At 40.4% G+C, this 23,145-nt stretch carries 18 protein-coding genes; 8 read left to right on the top strand and 10 right to left on the bottom strand.

Annotation, left to right across the window (positions count from 1 at the left end):
- Positions 1 to 12 precede the first annotated feature (12 nt).
- The 7 genes from AB4153_RS13325 to AB4153_RS13355 all read right to left on the bottom strand — a co-directional run bounded on the left by AB4153_RS13325 (position 13) and on the right by AB4153_RS13355 (position 7,914).
- Entirely contained in the window at positions 13 to 963 is a 951-nt protein-coding gene (locus AB4153_RS13325; protein ID WP_371997755.1) for a LysR substrate-binding domain-containing protein, read from the bottom strand.
- A 71-nt stretch (positions 964 to 1,034) separates the two neighbouring features.
- A complete protein-coding gene (locus AB4153_RS13330; protein ID WP_371997756.1) occupies positions 1,035 to 2,417 on the bottom strand; it encodes a BatD family protein in 1,383 nt (460 codons plus the stop codon).
- 1 nt (position 2,418) lies between these two features.
- Positions 2,419 to 4,203: a VWA domain-containing protein gene (locus tag AB4153_RS13335; protein WP_371997757.1), complete on the bottom strand. Its 1,785-nt coding sequence runs from the start codon at positions 4,201 to 4,203 to the stop codon at positions 2,419 to 2,421.
- Positions 4,196 to 5,386, bottom strand: coding sequence for a VWA domain-containing protein (locus tag AB4153_RS13340; RefSeq protein WP_371997759.1), 1,191 nt, complete (start codon positions 5,384 to 5,386; stop codon positions 4,196 to 4,198). The genes AB4153_RS13335 and AB4153_RS13340 overlap by 8 nt, the downstream gene beginning before the upstream one ends.
- Before the next feature lies 1 nt (position 5,387).
- Positions 5,388 to 5,978, bottom strand: coding sequence for a DUF4381 domain-containing protein (locus tag AB4153_RS13345; RefSeq protein WP_371997761.1), 591 nt, complete (start codon positions 5,976 to 5,978; stop codon positions 5,388 to 5,390).
- Position 5,979: 1 nt separating this feature from the next.
- Positions 5,980 to 6,927, bottom strand: a complete 948-nt coding sequence (locus tag AB4153_RS13350; protein WP_303512256.1) for a DUF58 domain-containing protein — start codon at positions 6,925 to 6,927, stop codon at positions 5,980 to 5,982.
- A gap of 6 nt (positions 6,928 to 6,933) precedes the next feature.
- Positions 6,934 to 7,914, bottom strand: a complete 981-nt coding sequence (locus tag AB4153_RS13355; protein WP_303512255.1) for a MoxR family ATPase — start codon at positions 7,912 to 7,914, stop codon at positions 6,934 to 6,936.
- 215 nt (positions 7,915 to 8,129) lie between these two features.
- On the opposite strand from AB4153_RS13355, the gene AB4153_RS13360 reads away from it, so the two are divergent.
- Positions 8,130 to 9,701, top strand: coding sequence for an arylsulfatase (locus AB4153_RS13360; RefSeq protein ID WP_102529882.1), 1,572 nt, complete (start codon positions 8,130 to 8,132; stop codon positions 9,699 to 9,701).
- A 164-nt stretch (positions 9,702 to 9,865) separates the two neighbouring features.
- Positions 9,866 to 11,002, top strand: coding sequence for a methyltransferase (locus tag AB4153_RS13365; RefSeq protein WP_102529883.1), 1,137 nt, complete (start codon positions 9,866 to 9,868; stop codon positions 11,000 to 11,002).
- A gap of 1,179 nt (positions 11,003 to 12,181) precedes the next feature.
- Here the strand turns inward: AB4153_RS13365 and AB4153_RS13370 are convergent.
- Positions 12,182 to 12,922, bottom strand: coding sequence for a FadR/GntR family transcriptional regulator (locus AB4153_RS13370; RefSeq protein ID WP_102529884.1), 741 nt, complete (start codon positions 12,920 to 12,922; stop codon positions 12,182 to 12,184).
- A gap of 313 nt (positions 12,923 to 13,235) precedes the next feature.
- Here AB4153_RS13370 and AB4153_RS13375 point away from each other — a divergent pair, with 313 nt between their 5' ends.
- From AB4153_RS13375 to AB4153_RS13400, 6 genes are all read left to right on the top strand, one after another.
- Positions 13,236 to 13,439 carry a hypothetical protein gene (locus AB4153_RS13375; protein WP_371997763.1) on the top strand — a complete coding sequence of 68 codons (204 nt, stop codon included), beginning with the start codon at positions 13,236 to 13,238 and terminating at the stop codon, positions 13,437 to 13,439.
- The gene (locus AB4153_RS13380) at positions 13,430 to 13,846 is read left to right on the top strand and encodes a hypothetical protein (protein WP_371997765.1); all 417 of its coding nucleotides are present in this window, start codon (positions 13,430 to 13,432) and stop codon (positions 13,844 to 13,846) included. The genes AB4153_RS13375 and AB4153_RS13380 overlap by 10 nt, the downstream gene beginning before the upstream one ends.
- Before the next feature lie 501 nt (positions 13,847 to 14,347).
- Positions 14,348 to 16,582, top strand: coding sequence for a polysaccharide lyase 6 family protein (locus AB4153_RS13385; RefSeq protein ID WP_371997786.1), 2,235 nt, complete (start codon positions 14,348 to 14,350; stop codon positions 16,580 to 16,582).
- A 2-nt stretch (positions 16,583 to 16,584) separates the two neighbouring features.
- A complete protein-coding gene (locus AB4153_RS13390; protein WP_371997766.1) occupies positions 16,585 to 18,978 on the top strand; it encodes an alginate lyase family protein in 2,394 nt (797 codons plus the stop codon).
- A 9-nt stretch (positions 18,979 to 18,987) separates the two neighbouring features.
- Complete coding sequence (locus tag AB4153_RS13395) at positions 18,988 to 19,335, top strand: cupin domain-containing protein (protein ID WP_102529887.1); 348 nt, start codon at positions 18,988 to 18,990, stop codon at positions 19,333 to 19,335.
- Positions 19,332 to 20,633: an MFS transporter gene (locus tag AB4153_RS13400; protein WP_371997767.1), complete on the top strand. Its 1,302-nt coding sequence runs from the start codon at positions 19,332 to 19,334 to the stop codon at positions 20,631 to 20,633. The genes AB4153_RS13395 and AB4153_RS13400 overlap by 4 nt, the downstream gene beginning before the upstream one ends.
- A 271-nt stretch (positions 20,634 to 20,904) precedes the next feature.
- Here the strand turns inward: AB4153_RS13400 and AB4153_RS13405 are convergent, their stop codons facing one another.
- Together AB4153_RS13405 and AB4153_RS13410 are read right to left on the bottom strand one after the other, a co-directional pair.
- Positions 20,905 to 21,813 (bottom strand): sterol desaturase family protein, encoded by a 909-nt coding sequence (locus tag AB4153_RS13405; RefSeq protein ID WP_102529889.1) that lies wholly within the window; start codon positions 21,811 to 21,813, stop codon positions 20,905 to 20,907.
- A 55-nt stretch (positions 21,814 to 21,868) separates the two neighbouring features.
- Positions 21,869 to 22,894, bottom strand: coding sequence for a DUF2804 domain-containing protein (locus AB4153_RS13410; protein WP_102529890.1), 1,026 nt, complete (start codon positions 22,892 to 22,894; stop codon positions 21,869 to 21,871).
- Between the last annotated feature and the right edge of the window lie 251 nt (positions 22,895 to 23,145).

Raw genomic sequence — 23,145 nt, forward strand, 5'->3', positions numbered from 1 at the left:
AATATCTGACTCTTAATCAGCGTTTTTCTCTAGACCAAACTGCGATATACCAAACTGTGAATTACCAAACTGGGATGCTTCATTTACTAAATAGTTTCTTAGCCACACATGCCCAGCATCGGTATCTCTAGAAGGATGCCAGTACAATTTGATACTCAGTGTATTTTTGTCGAGGGGTAAAGCGAATGATTTAACCTTATATAACAGGCCTTGCTGTTTGACGATACTCTTAGCGCAAATAGCCAATAAATCGGTTTGTGAAACCAAAGGTAAACATTCAGTCACAGTGCTAGTTCGATACACCACATTACGAGAATCCAGTTCAGAGATATGAGCAGATCGCATAATACTACTCCGCGCTTGCCAACCTGAGACTGTAATATGCTCTTCTGCTAAAAACTGCTCTAACGTCATCTCATCATGGATCCGTGGATGCTCAGCATTCATCACAGCCACTAATTCTTCATCAAATAAGTGATGAGACTTAATAAAAGATGGCGAAAAATGATCTGCATCGATGACAAAATCATAGCGCTGCAAGCGCAAATCTAATTCAGTATCTTTTGAAAATATGGGGTGAACTTCAAAATGAAGATGTGGCGCTTCTTTGCGAAGATGGCTAAATACCAATGGCAAGAACGTATGGCCGAGGCCCGATATAACTGCAAATGAATACACACGCTCTGCAGAGGCCGAATCGAAACCGCCATCAATTGCGATAGTACTCGTGTAATTTGTCAGTGCTGCAGCCAACGCAGGGTAAATATCTATCGCACGAGGTGTCGGTACCATGGCACTATTATCGCGTAAAAATAACGGATCATTATAAATATCCCGTAACCGTTTTAATGCTTTACTTACCGCAGGCTGAGTAATATTTAATCGGTTGGCAGATTTAGATAAACTGCACTCCTCATAAATAGCCACAAAAATGGGAATAAGGTTTAGATCGGTATTTTTCATTTTTACGCATTTTTCACCTAGCCATAAACCCAATAATCATAAACTATTTACCCGTTTAAGCATAACAAGGATTACTTTGATTCAGGATCTTGATTTGAATATTTTGTTAGCTGCGGCAATGCTTTAGGAAAAACCTTAGTTAGAAATCGTCGAATTAAACGACTTTGCGGTTTTTCCTCATCCGTTTTAACTGCAAACCATAAGGCATAAGCTGAACGCTTAGTTAATGGTTTTGAGTTTGCTTTTGATGGATCAAGTTGCTGAATATTAACAGCAAGATTTTGATTTTGTTGCTTAACCCCATCAAACAACGTGAGCTGTTGGTTTGACTGACGCACCTTGTAGTAAAGTAGTCTGCGCACCTTGGGCCAGGTTTTAGCTTTCACCGCCTGCAGATATAACCAGCCTATTGGCTTCTGGTGACTTTGATAATATCTAGCCATAGCCAAAAATAAACTTATCAAACCAATCACTAAACAAGTCATTACAATGAGTGTATTGCGATAATATTTAAGCCAAGAAGTTAAAGTATGCTTAACAATAACAACTTTTCCTTCGAGTACTTGTTGTTTCATCTCTTTGTTAACGGTATCCCACCAACGAATAACCACATCATCAAATTTCAGCTCTCCGCCTTGTTGAACAATGTAAACTTGCTGCTCAATTCGAGTCGATAAATAATCCCCGCGTTGTTCAGAATCAAATAATTGAACAGGATCGCTATAGGTTTGAAATTGTTCATTAGCCGTTTGGGGAATAATATCGCCGATTAAAACAGATAAAGTATCAGCGGCCTTAATTGTTACTGTTCGCGTAAAGCTATCACCAACATATACAGGTGAGTTTGATTGCTGCCATTGTTGCTCAATATTAACGTCTGGCGAACTGAACCAATTATCATCGGGTAAACTCGCATCAGGTATAATCGATTCAAACAATTGTGCTTGGCTAACAAGCATGCCACTGACTTTGCCATCGCTCGGGGTCATCACCTCTACTGATAGTCCTAATTCAGGAACTTGATAACTTCCAGAAGCTTGTGGATACAAAGAAATTTGCCACAATTGAAATGACCAGGTTTCGCCATTAATTCTTTGGGTAGAATTCACTGAAAACTGTTCACGCTGCTTACTCATCACATTAGGCAGTTCGATATTGTCTATTTGCGTACCACGAGTAAACCACCTATTGGTGCCAAGTTTGATATTTAAGGTTATCTGTTCGCCCACAACCGTTGTTAGCAAAGCCTCCCCTTTAGCACTATCAGGCTGCTGACTGGCTTGATTTCGGTCCGCTCGATTCGAATCAGCCTCACTAGATAACCAGGTCTCGATAGTTAACATTTTTTGATGCTGTAAATCACTCACAGTCACTGCTGAAGCAGAGAACGAAACTAATGAAATCAAACATATCAAACACAGCAGCGGATTAAGTTTATTCAATGACATGTTCATATTATTGCGCCTCATCTTGCTTTTGCTGCAATTGTAACTGTCGCTGTAAATAAAATTTGGCTTGTAAAAAACGTTTAGGATCGGCTTCAACTCGTGATAACCATTTGTTCGCTAACTCTTCACTGCCTAATATCTCACGAGCATTTAGCGTATCTTTACCTAGCACTTCTTCGGGGGCTATCTCTTCAAAACCGTCAGAGGTCAGTGGCTCATCTTTACCAAGTTCAGTAGACTCTTCCAGTCCATCGGTCGTACCTTGCTGACTCTCACTGAAACGGTTAATTTCATCAATGATAGCTTGAACAGCGGCAAGGTTATGCGCCACATCGGCACGCAATTGAACTTCAGACTCAAGTGGAGACTTATCCATTTCATTGATGAGATCGCGCAATAAATTTCTAGCCGCTATGTATTCACGCTGTCTTGCCAATGCGCTGCCAGCATAAAATAAACTTAGATGCGACGGTTGTTGCATAAAACTAATCTGCGCCGCTTTGTACTGAGCCGCATAGTAGTAGGCAATACCTTTGCGTAAAGGGTCTTGATAATGCTGAGCAGCCTGAAAGTATTCTTGTTGATGAAAAGCCCGATCGCCTTGTTGATCAGGCGTAAACCAAAAGTCCAGCCAAGCTTGATGTATATTCTGCCAAACATCAGTCTTCAACTCTTGACTAGCCAGTTCGGAACTTTCACTAGCTTGGAGATCACTATCAGTGTCTGGAGTTGATGCCTGCGCCTTAACACTCGCAGACTCATCTTGAGGTAATGACGATGTTTCTGCGTACGCTGGCGAAGGAGCAACAACGCTGCTACCGCAAACGATTAATACTAGCCCCCAATGCACTAACCAGCCCTTTCTGAACCAAAGCAATAACAGCAATGCCATAGGAAAGAGCAAGTAATAACCCATATCTTTCCAGGGCATAATGCTGTCAGTTGATATCTGCATATGCCGATCTATTTTTCTGATTAACCACTGCACATCTTGATTATCGACTGTCACTAACTGCAAACTAGCATTAGCTTTACTGGCTAAGGTTTCTAAAGAGCGAACATCTAGGGGAATAGTGGCTTCGCGATTAGAATTTCCCACACCTAATATTAATAACTGGTGAGCGGAATGTTCAAAATAAGCCTCGTAAGCATCAATGGCGTTGGGCACCATACCGTCAGTAAATAAAATAACACTAGCACCCACTTCATCTGCCAATAATGTATCAACTAAGGTTAAGGCTTCTTGGGCTTGCTTACCCTCTACAGGCATAATTTCAGGTGCTAATGCACTGACAAAAGGTGTAAAGACTTGCTTATCTTCGGTTAGCGGTGCGACAACATGTGCCGAGCCAGCATAAGCAATTAATCCTGTTTTACCGCCGCTTCTTAATTCAATTAAATCAAGAATTTTATGTTGCGCTCGTATAAGCCTATTTGGCGCGACATCTTTTTCTAACATGGATTGGCTTAAATCAACTAAGACCACCAAAGCGGCTTTATCTTCATTAAATGGCGACTCATAGCGGTTCCAGGTAGGTCCTGCACTGACAATTATGCCCATCATCATCAACACTGAGAGTAACTTTAGTGGCAATAGTTTTCGCCAGCCTTGTTCACCAACAGTTAACGCTTTCCGCAAATGTTCAGGTAAAACTTGTTGAGATTGCGCAGCTTCATTTCGATACCAGCGGATATACACAATCAGTGCAAGCGGCAACAATAAGCACAACGCCCATGGACGGATAAAATGAAAGTTGGCCCATAATAAACTCAAAAAGGAGCTATCAAACATCTTGCTCTCCTTTGATTTTTTCTACACTAGTTTGTTGAGTAGCTTTAGTTTCGTGAGTCGCTTTAGTTTGTTGAGTAGCTTTAGTTTCGTGAGTCGCTTTAGTTTCTTGAGTCGCTTTAGTATTAACGACCTTTGAGCCAGCTAATTTAGATTGATGCCCGCCACTTTGAAGCAATAAACTGGCACTGAAGGCGAGCAAGTAAAGCATGACGACAAAAATGACTAGATAATGATGCAATGTATAGGTTATTTGGTAACTAGTACTATTAAATAGTTGAGGTTCGAGTAACGAAACTGCCTGGTATGCCTCATCAAGTTGTTGTTTATCTAACGCAGTAAAAGTGCTACCGCCCGTTTCGCTGGTTATCCGATCAATAGTTTCCATATCTAACGCTTGCTCACCTACAGTCAAAGGATCGCCCATCGCAATAACATGTACCCTAATGCCTTTAACTGCAGCCACTTTAGCGGCATCTGTAGGAGCAACAAAGCTTCCGGTATCATTACCATCAGTTAGCAAAATAACAACTTTCTCAACCGAAGTTTCATTTATGCCTCGGTCTGTTCCTTGAGCAGAAACGGTATCTTGCTCAGCTTGTTCGAACACTTTGATTGATAAACCAATCGCATCACCAAGATGAGTACTTTGCCCTGCCATCCCAGTATCTGATTGTGTTAATAAACTCTGCCACACACTAATATCAGCAGTAAACGGGGTTTGTAAAAAGGCCGCATCGGCAAATAAAATTAGCCCTAAACGATCGCCTTGTCTCGTTGCTGAAAAGTCCTGCAAAACTTGTTTTGCAGCATCAATACGACTAATACGCTTACCTGAATCATCCACAAAATCGGTTTCGTTCATCGAACCAGATAAATCTAATGCGATCATCACATCTCGACCTAATTGTTCGCGTAATTGTGGCTCACTTAATTGAGTTGGTTTAGTCATTGCTAGCACTAAACAGCACCAACTCAACACTAGAATAACTCGTTGCCACAAACGCGGTGAGAGCATACTCGCTCCCTCACTGGGTTTTTCATTTAAGGTATCAATCAGCACTTGAAAAAATGGCACTTTAATCGCAGTTTGCTTAGTTTTATAGGCTTTCGAGAAGCGCATAACGAGAAAAGGCAACGGCAATAATAGTAATAACCATGGGTAAGTTAGGTCTATGGAGGACATGTTACTGCCCCCTCACAAATGAACGTACAACCGATAAAGGCCATGACTTAATCGAAAATTGATTTATGTGGCCGTTAATCCACAGTATTAACTGTTGGACTAATGTCGTCATTTCACTTTCACTCAAACAAATGTTGGGGTTGTATAAGCTGTTAATCCAGCGCTGGCCTACGTCACTTTGCCAACTAAATGCATCATTTTTAGATTGATGGCTGATTAATTTATCCATTGCGTTTAATACCGAGTTATCAGCAAGTTTTGCAGTCTGTGGCTCTACATAGATGAGAACTTGTTTTAACACAAAAAATAATTGCTGATTCAGCATAGCCTGAGTTTTAGGTTCAGGTTGAATAACCTGATGACCTAACATGATTTGTTTAATCGCCAATATCGCTTCAGCGCGATAGCGATTTTGCCAGCGATAATTCAAACCAATAATCACTGCTGTGACAATCAATAAACTTGTTATGACAAGCAGACACCACCAACCTGTAGGAAGTTGCTCAAACCCTGGCCACCATGACACAGCATCAACTGGGTAGACATCAACAAGCTCCCGTAAAATATAAGTCGACGGCGGGTTATGCTGCATTTTAAGCTCCAATAGCGCGTTTAAGCTGACTTAAATGATTACCGTCTGTACTCAACTCAACTAACGGTAAATTGTGACGTGCCATCAAGTAATTAAGTGCCTTAGCATTTTCTGTCGCGGTCGTGGTAAAGCTTTCATTAACCTTTGATATTTGCTGAGTTTGATGCAAACTAAGTTGATAATTACCATCACCCATCACCCACTGAGCATCATCAGGAATCGCTTGTTCCATCGGATCTGAAATCCTTACTGCCAGTAAGTCATTGCTACGTTGAATTTGTTTAAGTTTATTGATATCGCTAAGATTTAATGACAAAAAGTCACTTAAAATAATCACTGTGGATTGGCGAAGATCTCGCTGGGCTAGCTTGGTTAGTGACTCAGAAAAATTCACCGAATCAGTCGAGTTCACATTAAGAGATTGGTTACTTTGACTGAGTGTTTTTAATAGCTGCAATACATGGTTTTGGCCACGCATCGGCTCTGACCATAGGCATGCCTTCGGTGTTTTAAGTAGCATACCAATGCGGTCGCCTTCTCTTAATACCCGCCATGAAATTAATGCTGCCACTTCAGCTGCCACCACTGACTTCATGGTATGGGTAGAAGCAAAAAACATATTGGCACCTTGATCGACCAAAATCACCACATTACGATCTTTTTCTTCGGTATATAAACGCACATGAGGTTGACCAGTTCTTAGGGTCACTTTCCAATCTAAACAACGAATATCATCGCCTATCTGGTAATGCTTTAGTTCTTCAAAGTTTAATCCACGGCCTCGAAACTGGGAGCTATGACGACCCGCCATTAAACTCTTTGCCTGCCAATGAGGTAATAATCTAAATGAATGGCTCAATGCCTGCAGCTTGACCAAATGTCGATATTCGACATGCAATCGTGGATCTAATGTCGATTGCTTTGCATGACGCGGTATATTGCCATTCATCATTAATTACCCAACAGCCACAATATCCAATAACTCATTAACCACTGCTTGCCCATCAATATTATCTGCTAATGCATCATAACTAAGGGTTATACGGTGAGATAACACTGAATGAGCAATACTTCTGACATCATCAGGAAGAACATGATCTCGGCCAGATAACCATGCCTCTGCACGTGCACATTTATCCAGTGCAATTGAAGCTCTAGGGCTAGAACCCGTTTTAATCCAAGCGGATAAAGGCGAGTCAGGATAACGTTCTGGGTGTCGAGTAGCCATCACTAAGGCAACAATATATCGTTCTACAATGTCAGAAACGCTGAGAGTGGATAACTGCTGGCGAGCCGTTAGAAAAACCAATGGGTCTATTTTCGACACTGCTGATCCTTCATTCATTACAGGCGCATTTTCTTCTGCACGCACCAAGCGAATAATATTTAACTCAGCTTCATCATCTGGATAATCCACATTAATTTTCATCATAAAGCGATCCATTTGCGCTTCAGGTAATGGGTAGGTTCCTTCTTGCTCAACTGGATTTTGCGTTGCTAACACCATGAAAAGTTCATCAAGTTGATGCGTGGTATCACCCACAGTTACCGTGCCTTCAGCCATCGCTTCTAATAATGCAGCTTGCACTTTTGCTGGAGCACGATTGATTTCATCAGCTAACACTAAATTATGAAACAGTGGTCCTTGTTGAAAGGTTAGCAATGGGCTACCGTTGTTGTCTTGATATTGCACCGTGCCAGTTATGTCGGAAGGTAATAAATCAGGGGTAAATTGTACTCGACCAAATGAGGCATTCATTGCATCAGCAAGAGATTTTACCGAGCGTGTTTTCGCTGTACCAGGAAGACCCTCTAATAGGACATGGCCTTTAGTTAATAAACCTATGACTAAAGCTCTAATGACATGGGATTGTCCAATGACAGACTTTTCAACTTGGCTTATTAATGCCGTAATACTTTGTAAACTATGGCTCATTCGTCACTCCTCACTATCATTTAGTCCATACTTTTTAATCAATAATCATAAACGTTTTTAAGTAAATAGACGTATAACAAAAGGTTATATTCTGTATTCAGTGCTAAATTTTATCCACTTAATATAATTAAACAGTTAAAAAATCAAACTAACTAATTGATTTAAATTATTTACGATTAAAAACGTTAAGCTAAACAAAGCATCACGGAGTCTATATGGCAAGTTTCTTTAATACGAGTAAGATCGCTCTTTGCACAGGGTTGCTAGCTGCATCTTCAGTTGCAAACGCTGCTGACAAACCCAATATTCTCGCTATTTGGGGCGATGATATTGGTATATTCAATATCAGTGCTTATAACAATGGCATGATGGGATATCAAACCCCAAACATTGATCGAATTGCGAATGAAGGTGCATTATTTACTGATCACTATGCTCAACAGTCTTGTACCGCTGGACGTTCTGCGTTTTTAACAGGACAAGAGCCATTTAGAACAGGCCTATTAACTATTGGTATGCCTGGTTCTGATGCTGGTATTCCTGATTGGACTCCTACGATTGCTGATGTGTTAAAAGAGCAAGGTTATATGACCGCGCAATTTGGTAAAAACCACATGGGCGATCAAGATAAACATCTGCCAACTGCCCATGGTTTTGATGAGTTTTTCGGTAACCTATATCACTTAAATGCTGAAGAAGAACCAGAGACTTATTACTATCCAAAGGATCCTGAGTTCCGTAAAAAGTATGGTCCTCGTGGTGTTATCCGCTCAAGTGCTGACGGAAAAATAGAAGATACCGGCCCGATGACGCGTAAGCGTATGGAGCATGCTGATGAAGAGTTTTTAGAAGAATCGCTAGCCTTCATGGAAAAAGCAGTAAAAGCTGAAAAACCATTCTTTATTTGGCATAACACAACCCGTATGCATGTATGGACTCGTTTACAAGAAAAATATCAAGGTATTTCAGGTATCTCTATCTACGCTGACGGCATGATAGAACATGATGATCATGTTGGTATCTTACTTGATAAGCTAGATTCATTAGGGGTTGCTGATAACACTATCGTACTTTACACAACCGATAATGGTGCTGAAACGGTTTCATGGCCTGACGGTGGTGCGACATACTTCCACGGTGAAAAAGGGACAACCTTTGAAGGTGGTATGCGAGTACCTCAGTTAGTTCGCTGGCCTGGCGTTATTAAACCTGGCACTAAAATTAACGACATCATGTCGCATAAAGATTGGCTACCAACATTCGCAGCTGTTGCGGGTGATGACAAAGTCATTGAAAAGCTTAAGTCAGATAAAGGTGCTCGTTACAATGGCACAAACTGGCGTGTACATTTAGATGGTTACAACTTTAAACCTTACTTCGAAGGTAAAGTTGATAAAGGCCCTCGTGACGGTATGTTATATTTTTCAGCTAACGCTGAGCTAAATGCTGTTCGTACAGGTGACTTCAAAGTATCGTTTGCCACACTAGAAGGTAATATTGTTGATGCGGTTCGCTTCCAGTCAAACTGGCCTCAAGTGGTTCATTTAAGAGCTGACCCTTTTGAAAAAGCGCCTCACGAATCTGGTATGTACTTACGCTGGATGGCTGACAACATGTGGTTATTCGTACCTGTTGGTAACCAAGTACAAGAGTTCATGGCAACATTAAAAGACTATCCTCGTCAGGAAAGTCAGGTATTGAACCCAGGTAACATTAACCAAAATACTTATATGCTTCAGGGTAAACTGCAACAAATTGAGCAAATCCGTCAAAAAGTATTAAAGTAACTTTTTAATTAACTGCTTTGTTTAAAAGTGAGTAAAAAGTACCTTTCCAAGCCAGTATCTCTCAGATACTGGCTTTTTCTTTATTTGAACCGTGTCTAAGATTTCAATCACTGCATTTAACTGCGATAATTGCTGACTTCGAGTTTTTAATTAAGGTAATCATCATGACGGCAAACCAATTCTCTTGTTCAGGGATTGAGTTATCACTTTTTCGCTATCCTAAACAGCAAGAGTCAAACCTTCAAGCTTGGGATGCTGCCGATGAACACCTAATTAAACAATTAGTCGATAACGAGATTGTCGCTCAAAATACCGCCATTCTTAATGACAACTTTGGCGCAATTCAATGTGCCCTAACCCAATTAGAAGCTTCATGGCCTTTATTTGTTGAAACCGATGCTAAAACCAGTTTATTGGGTGCGAAACAAAACCTAACAGACAACCAGTTAGCAGATAGCAATATTACTCGTTTTAATAGCCGCGACTTATTACCTGCAGACACGCAACTTGTATTAATTAAGTTGCCTAAAAACCTGACTTACTTTGCCCACCAGCTTCAGCGATTATCGCAAGTTCTCCCTAAAGGAACACAAGTACTGATTGGCGCGAAAGCCAAAAGCATCAACAAATCATTATTGGCATTAATTGAGCAACATCTGGGCTCTGCCTCAGCCAGTTTAACCTGGAAGAAAACTCGAGTAATTAGTTGTATAGCTGATGGAAAAAAACGTCCAAGCGTGGCTGAAGTCACTTGGACGGTCGATGAATTGAATCTCACCATCAGTAACCTCAGTAATGTGTTTGCGGCCAATAAGCTCGATATTGGTGCCCGCATCATGCTCGACAACATGCCAAAAGATGAATTTAAAACAGTGATTGATTTAGGTTGCGGGAATGGCGTTTTAGGGTTGCGCGCAGCGCAATTATATCAAGATGCGAATATTCACTTTGTCGACGATTCTGAAATGGCCGTTGCATCAAGCAAACATAATTGGCAGCTAAACAATTTACCGAGTGAATTAGGCCACTTTCATTGGGATGACTGTTTAACCCATTTAGACAGTGAAATCAGTGCTGACTTAGTCTTATGTAACCCGCCATTTCACCAAGGCGAAGCCATTACCGATCATATCGCTTGGCAAATGTTCCTCGATGCTAGAAGAAGACTGGCGCCTGGCGGGTTATTACAAGTTGTTGGTAATCGCCATTTGTCTTATCACATCAAGCTACAGCGCATATTCAAAAACTGTAAGACGGTCGCATCAAACGGTAAATTTGTTATTTTGCAGGCACGAAAATAGCAAAATCTATTTATCTGGTTTTAAACGCGTTTTCTTAATAAAAACTGTGAGTTAGATAAAGTAGCTCATGGTTTATCTCCTTTAAACACCTTATTCTATTTTTTAGCATGTAAACGCTTTTTACAAACCAAGCGCGACTCACTAGCAAACCACGTGTTAACTCCAAGCCCTACAACTCAGCTTAACACTATGACCTATATCCCTAAGTGCAAGGCGTTAAGTGCTGCTTTGTATTAAGTGCTGCTCTATATTCGAGTGCTGCTTTGTATTAAGTGCTGCTCTATATTCGAGTGCTGCTTTGTATTAAGCACAGACGGTATGTAAATAGTGATACCTAAGTGTTGAGCCAAAAATCATAAGCTTAACTCAACCCGCACATACTCAATATTGAAGTCGATGCTATTACTAGTAGCCTAAAACTAATAACATAAAACTAGTAGCCTAAAACTAATAGCCTAAAACTAGTAGCCTGAAACGGATGATTAATGAGGAGCTTGAGATAGATTACTCCTTGGCATACACAACTAAAATCTCACTGCCACATCGAGATATTGGTAATAACATAAGAAGCCATTGGTCGACAAAGAGTTTCGACCCGCTCCTTTATATAGCCACAACATGATGTTTAACAGTAAGAATTGCACAAACATAACCTAACATCCTAGCAACAAACAATATAATCCCAATCGATTTATAAGATAAAAACGTGAATTTAGGCTAACCAAATTTTGCTAAAATTCAAAAAAAGAAGTGTAATTGTATGAATTTTGTTTCAGTTCAAGGATAAAATTAATTGCCTAAAACTGTTTTAAACAATTTGAAAATCATGATGGCCATAAAAGGAATGAACAGAATTGAACGCTAGTACGGTGAAAATAATCAACAGCTTATACGAGGTGACATTCAATTTTTAATCAGTAGCGCTACTCGCTTTGTCATCTTGTATGTTTAAATCATCAAAGTTCGCTCTAAACCTTCCCCCCTCGATTAGTTCGAAGTAAAACAACTCTCATTTCTAACGTTTTCCTCCTTCAAAGTAAATCCTTTAATTTTAATAATTTATGCAGGTTTTTAGTCAATTCGTAGATATAAAAAAGCCTTTCATATAGAAAGGCTTTGATGAAATATAATCAGTTACTTGTTAACGAATCGATTATTATCTTAAATAACAGAACTACGTTAACTTAATCGGTTAACCAAATTATCAATAGAGTATAAGTCGCGTTTTTCACTGTTTTTACGACGGACTTCTTCAAGAGATCGCGCTTCGACAGTATCAAATAAAACATTAATGAGTCGGTTAAAGTGTCTATGCATTGCCAGTCTTGCTTCAGAAGCATCATTGGCTAACAAAGCTTCATATATAGAAGTATGCTCATCAAGGGTTTTCTTATTATCCTTGCTACATACACTGTCGTAATCAGTAATAATCTTTTGGCTTGAAGCTCGTAATGCCCACAAGTTTTGAAATGATTTAATCAAAGCACCATTGCGAGTCGAGTTAGCGATGATCTGATGAAACATCTCATCCGCTTCTTCAACATATGACTTATTTTCCATCATTATCAATGTTTTGTTTAACTCAACAAGTTCTTCTTTAGTTATCGTATTTGCAGCAAGAGCGGCAATCTCACCCTCTATAAGAGCACGAGCTTGCGTCAGCTCAAATGCATTAATCTTATTGGTTTGATCAGCTTGATTAGCAGAGTGCAATACATATACACCAGAGCCCGTTTTAACTTCAATTTTCTCACGCACTTCCAGTGCAATAATTGCTTCACGAACTGTTGGTCGACTGACATCAAATTTTTCAGCCAACTCCCTTTCTGGAGGTAAACGACTTCCAGGAGTATATTCGCCGCTAGCAATAGACGCTTCGATCTCTTCTACGATGCGCCAAAACATACGCCTACTTTTCATCTTTGGTCCTTCAATGGTTAAAACCAATTTTATTGTATTACTAACATAATATCTGTTTACCTAGTCAACGCAAATCCTATTTTGAAAATTTGTTGTACTAGAGCAAATTTCATATTAGCCCTGATTTGGTTAAAAAAATGTTATTGGTAATAACAGTAGCATATATTTAAGATCTTGTTGGTAACATAAATTGGTTGACAACCAACATGACCATTAGTAAGTTTCTATCTAACGCAAAGTTGTATTTAAAGATCATGTTTAAAGGATTATGTTCACTTTTATTTAAACAAACAATTAATCTGGGGAGATTAACGTGAAACTTAATAAAATAAGTCGCGCATTAAACACGATCAGAATACAGCCTAAAATTGCCATTTATAGTTCAGCATTATTATCTTTATTAGCATCACCGGTATTCGCACAAGATGAAAATGAAGCCATTGAAGTTACAGCGCCAACTGCCCAAGTAGCAGAACAAACAGTTGACGTTAAAAAGATGATCCAGAAATGGAAGTGATCAAAGTCAGTGATAACCACATGGATCCTTATTTTTCTAACAACTATGACTTATCGTTAGAGTGGTATCCAAGTGAAGATGCTGCGTTCTCATTAGCTTATTACTATAAAGACTTTACTGGTGGCTATGAAAATGTCGAAGAAAACCGTGATATTACGGTGTCGCTCGATGGTGTTGAGAGTATTTATCCAGGAGTCACCCATACTACACGTCAAACCTCTGATGACTCATCTGTCATTCAGAGTATTGAAGTCACTGCGCAAAAACATTTCTCTGAGCTACCTTACCCATTTGATGGCTTAGGTGCCAAAGTGGCTTACAACTATGCTGATTCAAGTTTTGTCACAGCTGAGCCTGGTAGCCCTTATGCTGTCGCTGATGCGAAGCTACTTAGATTTCTCAGCTAACTTCAAAGTGACAGATTACTTATCACTATCACTTAAAGCGCTGAACTTGTTAGATGAACCGCAAATTATGACTTGTGGTAACGATACTACTGTATCGGACTACTCTCGTTCTGGTTCAAAATATTTCCTTGGTGCAAAAGTTAAGTTTTAGCCTTAAGTAAAACTTAGTCGTGCAACTCCTACCTTAATATTGAGGTAGGAGTTATTTTGTTTAGAAGCGAGCAATATAAGCAAAAAGTAAAGTAAAGAAAGTGAAGTAGAGAAAGTGAAGTAGAGAAAGTGAAGTAGAGAAAGTGAAGTAGAAAGTGAAGTAAGAGAAATAATGCACTGAATCAATGTACGAACTAATGAGTATGAAATCGCAGGTTTAGCCTGACATCAATAACAATTACAGCCACTAAAAATAATAAGAGAGTCTTTATGCGTTTTCAAAACAGAATCAAGCTTCACTCAGTTGCTCACAGCACACTGTTATCGGTTCCTGTTAAATCAACTCTCTTAATGGGTTTATGTCTGCTGTCTGTTCAAGTCAACGCCGAAACCTTTACCGTAAGTACGCAAGATGAGTTTAATCAAGCAGTAAAAAAACTGGTCGCGGGCGATGACATCATTCTTTCAAATGGCACTTGGCAAGACTTTGAGATCAACTTCATCGGCCAAGGCAGCAAAGAAGCCCCTATTCGCCTTTCAGCTCAAACCAAAGGCAAAGTGATTTTATCGGGTCAATCCAATCTACAAATGTCCGGCACCTATTTAGAAGTGTCTGGCTTAGTCTTTAAAGACGGCTACACCCCAAACAATTCGGTTATCTCATATCGAACCAGTGAGGATGAATTAGCCAACCACTCCCGTGTAACAGAAGTGGTTATCGACAATTTTAATAATCCTGACCGTCATGAGTCTGATTATTGGGTTGCACTATATGGTCAACATAACCGTTTTGATCACAACCACCTCGTCGGTAAACGCAACAAAGGCGTTACGCTGACAGTTAGGCTTCGCGGTGAAGACAGTCAACAAAATCACCACAGAATAGATCATAACTATTTTGGCCCTCGCCCAACTTTAGGCTCAAATGGCGGAGAAACCATTCGCATCGGTACCAGTCATTTCTCAATGACGAATTCATATACGGTAATCGAAGACAACTATTTTGATCGCTGTGATGGCGAGGTTGAAATTATCTCAATCAAAGCCGGCAAGAATATAATTCGCAATAACACCTTTTTTGAGTCTCGCGGCACTCTGACTATGCGCCACGGTAACGGTAACCAAGTCGACAGTAATGTGTTTTTAGGTAATGGCGTTGACCATACGGGCGGTATTCGGATTATTAACCGAGATCAAACAATTACTAATAACTATTTAGAAGGGCTAAAAGGCTATCGTTTCGGCAGTGGCTTTACCATTATGAATGGTGTACCAAATTCGCCAATCAATCGCTATCATCAAGTGGTTAATGCCAAGGTAAGCCGCAACAGCTTTATCAATGTCGACCATATTCATTTAGCTGCAGGCAGTGATAAAGAGCGCTCTGCAGTGCCAAAAGACTCAGCATTTACACACAATTTATTTGTTAATAATAACCAACAAGCACCCTTCTCCATTTTTGATGACATCTCAGGGATTCAATTTTCTGACAACTTATCCAATGAGCTTAATAATAATCAAATAAACCAAGGTATTAAACCAACAGCAATATCACTACAGCGTGCAGATAATGGCCTATTTTACCCATCAAACAGCCATAATGCTGAATTTGGTGCGACTCAAACACTCACCCCAACCTTAAAAGCTAACACTGGCGTGAGTTGGTACACCAAAGCTGAGCCTAACACCGCCTTCGATTCGGGAATAACTCATAGTGTATCTACAGCCGAACAACTGTTGACTGCCGTAAGTAATGCTAAAGATGGCGATATTATTGCGCTAAAAGCAGGCAAATATCAGATAGAGAAAATCATCGAAATCAACAAAACCCTTTCGATTATTGCCCAAGATACCCAAAAACCAACATTGACCTTTAGTCGAGGCAATCTATTTGAAATTCAAAATGGCGGCAGCTTAAAGCTTGATAGTCTGATAATTACAGGCACAAGCAGCCCAGATTCATCTGGTAATACTGTGGTAAGAACCAGTAAATGGGGCATGTTAACCAACTATCGCTTTAGCATGTACAACAGCAAAATCAGCCAGTTAAACATCAACCATTCCTTCCACTTTTTTGACTCTGGCGCTCGCGCTTTTGCCAACAAAATTGAGGTTATTAATAACCAATTTAGCACTATCACAGGCGACCTTTTTAGACTTAACAAAGAAACCGATGATCGCGGTATTTATAACGTGGAATATCTCACAATCAATAACAATCAATTTAATGATATTGGCGGTGCACTGGTTAAGCTTTATCGTGGAGGCACTGACGAAAGCACTTTCGGCCCGCACATTAGCTTTAATAACAACGACATTACTAATGTAGGAAATGGTAAGCGAAATAAGAGCCAAGCCAGTTTATACCTTCATGGTGCCCAAGTTGCAGATATCAATAAAAACCACTTTAACAATAGTGCCTACATTAATATCGAACACACTACAGGTGAACCAATGACTCAGGTGACGCATAACCAATTTATAGATTCTGGGGCAGTAAAAGTGACAGAGCTTTATTCAATCAGTGAATCCACTGCCAAGCTAAGCGACAACCTTGTACAACAATCAGATAAAAAAGCGCTCTAATAATGAATAACATCATGAAAGCGCTTATCAATAACATCATGTCTAAGATGAACCTGATGAGAACAGCACACTTGTTAATTGGCTTTTTATTGCTGCAAGGCAGTTTATTCGCTGCACAGGCAAGTACATTAAGCCATCCTAGTTTAGTGATTAATCAGCATGATGTGACTCAGATGCGCGCAGCACTTAAACAAGCAGGCGCTTTTCAGCAAACTTTTACTGCTAAAAAAACAGCTGTAGATAAAGTGATAAACCAACCGTTAGTTGTGCCGTTTCCTGTAGATGGCGGCGGTGGTTATTCACACGAACGTCATAAGAAAAACTACCTGCAGATGTACGATGCGGGCGTGATGTATCAGCTCACTCAAGATATTCAATACGCGCATTTTGTTCGCGACATGTTGCTACAATATGCCGAACTTTATCCAAGATTACCGCGTCATCCAAAGCGGAGAAACAGCAATGAAGGTAAGTTGTTCTGGCAAGGTCTAAACGAAGCCATGTGGCTGGTGTACACCATTCAAGCCTACGATTTTATTGTTGATGCTTTAGATGAACAAGACCAGCAAACGATAGAAACTGGCATCATTTTGCCTGTGGCTAATTTCTTGTCGATAGAGTCACCTAAGACCTTCGATAAAATCCATAATCATGGCACTTGGGCAACGGCCGCTGTTGGGATGACAGGATTTGTACTCAATAAACCTGAGTTAGTAGAAATAGCTCTACTTGGATTAGACAAGTCCGGTACAGGTGGTTTCTTGCGTCAACTCGATGAGCTGTTCTCACCAGATGGTTATTATAACGAAGGCCCTTACTACCAACGTTTTGCTCTGCTACCTTTTGTCACTTTTGCTAAAGCCATTGAGCAAAACCAACCGCAGCAAAAAATCTTCAGCTATCGCGATGGTATTTTATTAAAAGCAATTTATAGCACCATCGAGCTAAGCTATAACGGCTTATTCTTTCCGTTAAATGATGCGATTAAAAGTAAAGGCATCGATACCATGGAACTGGTTATTGCCGTCAGTATTGCTTATGGGCTCAACGGCGATAACAATTTGCTTGATATTGCCAAACAGCAGAATCGTATTTTACTCACAGGTGATGGACTTAAACTCGCCCAAGCGATTGATGCAGAAGCTAAAACAAATAGCATCAGCCAATACCCGTTTTCATCTATGGTATTCCGTGACGGTAAAGCGGGAAATGAAGGCGCATTGATTGTTATGCGCCAGCAAGCACCAATCGAACAAAAGCTTACCGACCAAGCATTAGTGTTTAAAGCCACAGCCCAAGGTTTAGGTCATGGCCATTTCGATAAGCTTAATTGGCAGTTTTATGATGATGGTGAAGAAATTGTCTCTGACTATGGCGCGGCGCGTTTTCTGAATATTGAAGCCAAATCTGGTGGCGGTTATTTAACTGAAAACAAAACCTGGGCGAAACAAACCATTGCCCACAACACCCTCATCGTTGATCAAACAAGTCACTTTGGTGGCAAAACAAAAGTGGGCAACAACCATCACCCTGACATCCTGTTTTATCATCATGATGCAAAGGCCACATTAGCATCTGCAAGCATTAACAGCGCCTATGAAGATGTCAGTTTCACCCGCACCATGGCGATGGTTACAGTTGAAACTGCAAATGCCTCATACCCTCTTGTAATCGATATCATGGATGTCAGCAGTGAAAATGCTCATCAATATGACTTACCCGTGCATTATCAAGGTCAGTTTATTGATTCAAACTTTACGCGCCACGCTTATACTCGTCAGCTCAATCCATTAGGTGAACACTCGGGTTACCAGCATTTATGGTTAACCGCTACGTCTCAACTGCCAAATGCAAAATCAAAACTTGAGGCAGCATCAAACCTTGCTCAAATAACTTGGTTAAATGACAACGGCCATTTTTACACTCATAGCAGCATCAATGCCGGCAATACTGAAGTACTATTTACTCAGCTTGGTGCCAATGACCCAAATCAAAACCTTCGCCTTGAGCATAGCTTTATTCAACGAGTGCAAGACAGTAAGCAACATCAATTTGTCAGTGTATTAGAGCCCCATGGCGAATATAACCCATCAGCAGAATACACATTAAATGCCACCAGCAAGTTGCAATCATTAACCTATGATAGTCAGGACGACATCAGTGTCATTGGGTTTAGCCTACAAACGACACCGAGTACAACTCAGCAGTTCGTATTGGCTATTTCTCACCGTCAGGATTTGAACCTTGCCACTCGTTTTCAACACAGTCTTGAAAACGAGAATGTAAAAAACAACCAAAAACAACAATCAAACCAACCAATAACTAATCGTTTTTCTTACGCAAACAAGCCATACAGCTTTAGCGGAAGATACCAGTTATTAACCATTACGCAGTAGGAGTTAACCATGAAACAGAGTGCACATTTTTCTTTCGGAAATGAAACAGAAATTGAAGATATCGGCGGCGGTCTTAAGCGTCAAATGCTTGGGTTTAATGAAGAATTAATGGCTGTAAAAATTTGGTTTGAGAAAGGCGCTATTGGCTACAACCATGCCCACAGACATTCTCAAGTGACCTATGTTGTTGAAGGTGAGTTCCACTTTAACATTGATGGCGTCACTAAAATCCTTCGACCGGGTGACAGCTGCATGATCCCACCTCATGCTGACCATGGTGCAACTTGCCCAACCGGCGGTATTTTGATTGATACCTTTAGCCCAGCACGAGAAGACTTCATCGAGGGCTTAAAATGAAGATAAACAATCTTCGATGGTGGATCATACTGCTTATTGCGCTAGCGACGGTGATTAATTATATCGATCGCTCAGCCCTTAGTGTGCTTTGGCCTGATATTGTTGAAGATATATTTCCTAACGAAACCGCGCTTGAGCGTAAACAGATTTACGCCAATATCTCTATTGTGTTCATCTTATCTTATGCGTTTGGTCAGGCGATATTCGGCAAGATATTTGACTGGATTGGCACTCGTCTTGGTTTCGTTTTATCTATTGGTGTTTGGTCTATTGCAACCGCGGCCCATGCCTTTGCACAAGGTATGCTGAGTTTCAGTATCTTTAGAGCAATCTTAGGTGTCGCTGAGGCCGGTAACTGGCCAGGTGCAGCTAAAAGTAACGCTGATTGGTTTCCAACTAAAGAGCGTGCTTTAGCCCAAGGCATTTTTAATTCAGGGGCAGCAATCGGTGGCATTATTTCTATTCCACTCATTGCCTATATGACCGTCTACTTTAGCTGGCAAATGGTCTTTGTGATCATCGGCCTGGTCGGTTTACTCTGGTTAATCCCTTGGATTATCTTAGTTAAAGCGCCGCCTAAATCACACCCTTGGATTACTGAAGAAGAACGTCAATACATCCTAACTGGGCAAAAGTCCACTGACACTGACAATGGAAGTTATGCTGAAGAGTACAACCCATCAACCGTCCAACTGCTTTCTCATAAGCAAAGTTGGGGAGTGATTATTGCTTCGGCAGCTATCGATCCTATTTGGTGGCTATTTGTATTCTGGATCCCTATTTACCTGAATGAAGTGTACGCAATGGATGTTAAATCCATTGGGATATACGGTTGGGTTCCTTATGTTGGTGCAATGCTTGGCGCTTGGTTTGGTGGTTTATTAGCACAAAACCGACTCAAAGCGGGTTGGAATATCAATAAAACGCGCAAACTGACTATCACTTTAGGTTGTTTGATTATGTTGCCTGCTTTGCTTTCAATGGCAAGTCCAGGTGGTCCCACAACTGCAGTGATGATCATGGCAGTGATCCTATTTGGTTTTCAAACAGCCATTGGTAATGTGCAAACACTGCCAAGTGACTTGTTCGGTAAAAAAGCCGTGGGAACCCTAGCAGGATTTTCAGGTATGGCAGCAAAATTAGGCGCATTAGGCTTAACCGCTTTAGTGCCTTATCTAACTGCTGATGGCAACTACACCCCTGCATTTGTGATTGGCGCATCTTTAGCGGTTATTGCCATTGCATCTGTGTGGATTTTGATCCCTAAAATCGAACCTGTTAAGTCACCTCAAAAGTAGTGGTGAAATAACAAGTCTGCGATTTATAACGATTTAGCAAGACATTATCTTTAACGTATAAATTGATAACCATGTCGATAGATTGACTGAAAAACTACTCATTGCTCAGTTGATTTTTAGAATGAGGTTATGGATTTGATATTGATAATTTAAGCTGGGGCTGTACCCAAAGAGCCCTTTTTTATTTGGTGAGACCTACTTATCACGTACTCAACCCCTTCCGAGTATGTGGTAAGTAGGTTAAACCTTCTTTCCTTTACACGACAATGGGTCAATCGACCACACTATCATCATTTCTTTCAACAGCGACCTTCTCACGAGTATTAACATCAGCTTGAGACGGGGGTGAAAATAAAACACCTAGTCGCTGCTTTATGCTCAATCCTGACTTACTCACCTCTTTAAACATCTCGCGCCATTCAGCAAAACTGACAATCAAAGGATTAAAGCTATTAACAGGCTTAGTGATCCCATAAATCACGGTTTCTTTTTCCGGCTCAAATGTGCCGAAAAGCTTATCCCAGATGATCAATACACCGGCGTAGTTTTTGTCTATGTATTGCTGGTTTTGACCATGATGAACACGGTGATGTGAAGGGGTATTAAATAGCCACTCAATTGGACCCAATGATTTGACAGCCTGGGTATGAACAAAAAATTGCAGCCCAAGATTTAAAAGCACCACAAATACTACCCAGTTAGGGTCAAAGCCAATCACAATCAGCGGTAACCAAAACAGCCACATTCCAGCAAGCGGGTACATTAAGCTTTGTCTAAATGCGGTGCTAAAGTTCATATTCTCAGAGCTATGATGAACGACATGAGCCGCCCACATCCAACGCACTCTATGACTTGCACGATGGAACCAGTAATAGAAGAAATCCTGTAGCACCATTAATACGATAAAACTGACCGCGCCCATTTGGATATCAAATAATTTCCAGCCAAATACTGCTAAATAGATTTTGGCAATGAGCAGCCCTGCAAGAATATCAGTTAACTGATGCATGCCCGCTAAGCTGATATTGCAAAACACTTCCGCTTTTTTATATCGCGCGGAAAGAGGGAGTTTTTGGCGTTTATCACCTAAATACCATTCGAGGAAAATACAAACAAAAAATACTGGCGCTAATGCAAGCAGCAGCATTTCCGGGTGATTGATGATTGAGTTCAAATCCATTGAAAACCTTTATATTATTATTTTATTTAAATTGTTTTGGGCGGATAATTAAACGCTACCACTTAGCAAAGTGATCTTCAGTTAAACCAAGCTGATTACGCAATACATGTTTGTGGCCATTATTATCGATGATGTGGCCGCTAAAATAGCCGATGTACTGCCTAAAGTTACTTTTTAGAAAACCAAAATTGAGTTTTTCGCTGCGGCAATTAAGTGCCCTAAAAGTCAGATCGACTTGACCTGTGGCAGTGCTGATTTGCCAAAAGTCGTCACTCACATGCCGATTAAAATCGAACTTTACTCCTGGGAGTAAATGGCGCTCACCATTAATCCATAAGACATTTTCAGTCGCGCCTGTTTCGTTCACCCCTGCGGCAAGGTTTAAGCCTAAAACCCCTTGCTCCACTTGCGCATTGATTGACGCCCAGCGCCAACTGGTTTCGCGGCGCATATAACCTGCAGAAAAGTCATAACCACCTAAAGCGAAGTTAAGCGGCTGCGGTTCATCTTTTATGGTTAAGCGACCAGAGACTTTTAAACCATTGTGCTTTTGAGTATAAGTCCAGCCGTTATAGCCAGTTGGAGTACACAAGCTCATGGGTAAACTTAATGGCGGAGGATTGAGCTGTAATTCTGCTTTTATATCATCGGTGTTAATGGTTAATTGCCACAGGGAGTCTTTAATTGAAAATTCAATCTTACCTTGGCGGTGCTTAATCCTTGCCTTACCTTGCTGAGGCGAGCGTGATACAGACATCCCCCAGGATAACGGTTTTAAGGCTTGAGTTTCTGTCAGCTTATTCTTTTCAATATCATATAAGTAACAAAAACTGCTGCCCACATAGCGAATATCGGCAATCGCGACACCAATGATGTATCTCGCAGTGGTAATATTAATAAATTGAAACTGTTTATAATCAAAATACTTAGCAAACCAAGAGCAAGGCTTATCCATTTCATTAAAATAGTTAAACTGTTTTACCCCTAAGTCCCCTACCACACCATCAAAGTGTCCGAAAATAGGCTGACCTTCAGTGTTCATTAGCTTGTCTGGCGCAAGTTGTAAATGATTCAAAGACATACTTCATCCGTAATATTAAAACTGGTTATTGTGTCGATATTTTTCGAGCATTATCCGAGGTAATAATGGCTTGATTGCTTTCTAGCGTTTTTATCAAGAATCTTTATTTAGAGTAAATCATCAAATACACCACACTAACGTGAATAAATTATCAGCATAAGTCAATGGCTAGTGATTGAATTAAGATGGCACTGCTTTTATTTAACGAGCTAAAATTTGTTGCGACTCACTATATTGGCACAATCTAATTA

The sequence above is a fragment of the Shewanella sp. 10N.286.52.E4 genome, assembly GCF_041468785.1.
Classification (GTDB): Bacteria; Pseudomonadota; Gammaproteobacteria; order Enterobacterales; family Shewanellaceae; genus Shewanella; species Shewanella electrodiphila.

Excerpts from the sequence above, each read along its gene's own strand:
- AB4153_RS13325 (WP_371997755.1), bottom strand. The coding sequence starts at position 963 with ATGAAAAATACCGATCTAAACCTTATTCCCATTTTTGTGGCTATTTAT.
- AB4153_RS13330 (WP_371997756.1), bottom strand. The coding sequence starts at position 2,417 with ATGAACATGTCATTGAATAAACTTAATCCGCTGCTGTGTTTGATATGT.
- AB4153_RS13335 (WP_371997757.1), bottom strand. The coding sequence starts at position 4,203 with ATGTTTGATAGCTCCTTTTTGAGTTTATTATGGGCCAACTTTCATTTT.
- AB4153_RS13340 (WP_371997759.1), bottom strand. The coding sequence starts at position 5,386 with ATGTCCTCCATAGACCTAACTTACCCATGGTTATTACTATTATTGCCG.
- AB4153_RS13345 (WP_371997761.1), bottom strand. The coding sequence starts at position 5,978 with ATGCAGCATAACCCGCCGTCGACTTATATTTTACGGGAGCTTGTTGAT.
- AB4153_RS13350 (WP_303512256.1), bottom strand. The coding sequence starts at position 6,927 with ATGAATGGCAATATACCGCGTCATGCAAAGCAATCGACATTAGATCCA.
- AB4153_RS13355 (WP_303512255.1), bottom strand. The coding sequence starts at position 7,914 with ATGAGCCATAGTTTACAAAGTATTACGGCATTAATAAGCCAAGTTGAA.
- AB4153_RS13360 (WP_102529882.1), top strand. The coding sequence starts at position 8,130 with ATGGCAAGTTTCTTTAATACGAGTAAGATCGCTCTTTGCACAGGGTTG.
- AB4153_RS13365 (WP_102529883.1), top strand. The coding sequence starts at position 9,866 with ATGACGGCAAACCAATTCTCTTGTTCAGGGATTGAGTTATCACTTTTT.
- AB4153_RS13370 (WP_102529884.1), bottom strand. The coding sequence starts at position 12,922 with ATGAAAAGTAGGCGTATGTTTTGGCGCATCGTAGAAGAGATCGAAGCG.
- AB4153_RS13380 (WP_371997765.1), top strand. The coding sequence starts at position 13,430 with ATGGAAGTGATCAAAGTCAGTGATAACCACATGGATCCTTATTTTTCT.
- AB4153_RS13385 (WP_371997786.1), top strand. The coding sequence starts at position 14,348 with ATGGGTTTATGTCTGCTGTCTGTTCAAGTCAACGCCGAAACCTTTACC.
- AB4153_RS13390 (WP_371997766.1), top strand. The coding sequence starts at position 16,585 with ATGAATAACATCATGAAAGCGCTTATCAATAACATCATGTCTAAGATG.
- AB4153_RS13395 (WP_102529887.1), top strand. The coding sequence starts at position 18,988 with ATGAAACAGAGTGCACATTTTTCTTTCGGAAATGAAACAGAAATTGAA.
- AB4153_RS13400 (WP_371997767.1), top strand. The coding sequence starts at position 19,332 with ATGAAGATAAACAATCTTCGATGGTGGATCATACTGCTTATTGCGCTA.
- AB4153_RS13405 (WP_102529889.1), bottom strand. The coding sequence starts at position 21,813 with ATGGATTTGAACTCAATCATCAATCACCCGGAAATGCTGCTGCTTGCA.
- AB4153_RS13410 (WP_102529890.1), bottom strand. The coding sequence starts at position 22,894 with ATGTCTTTGAATCATTTACAACTTGCGCCAGACAAGCTAATGAACACT.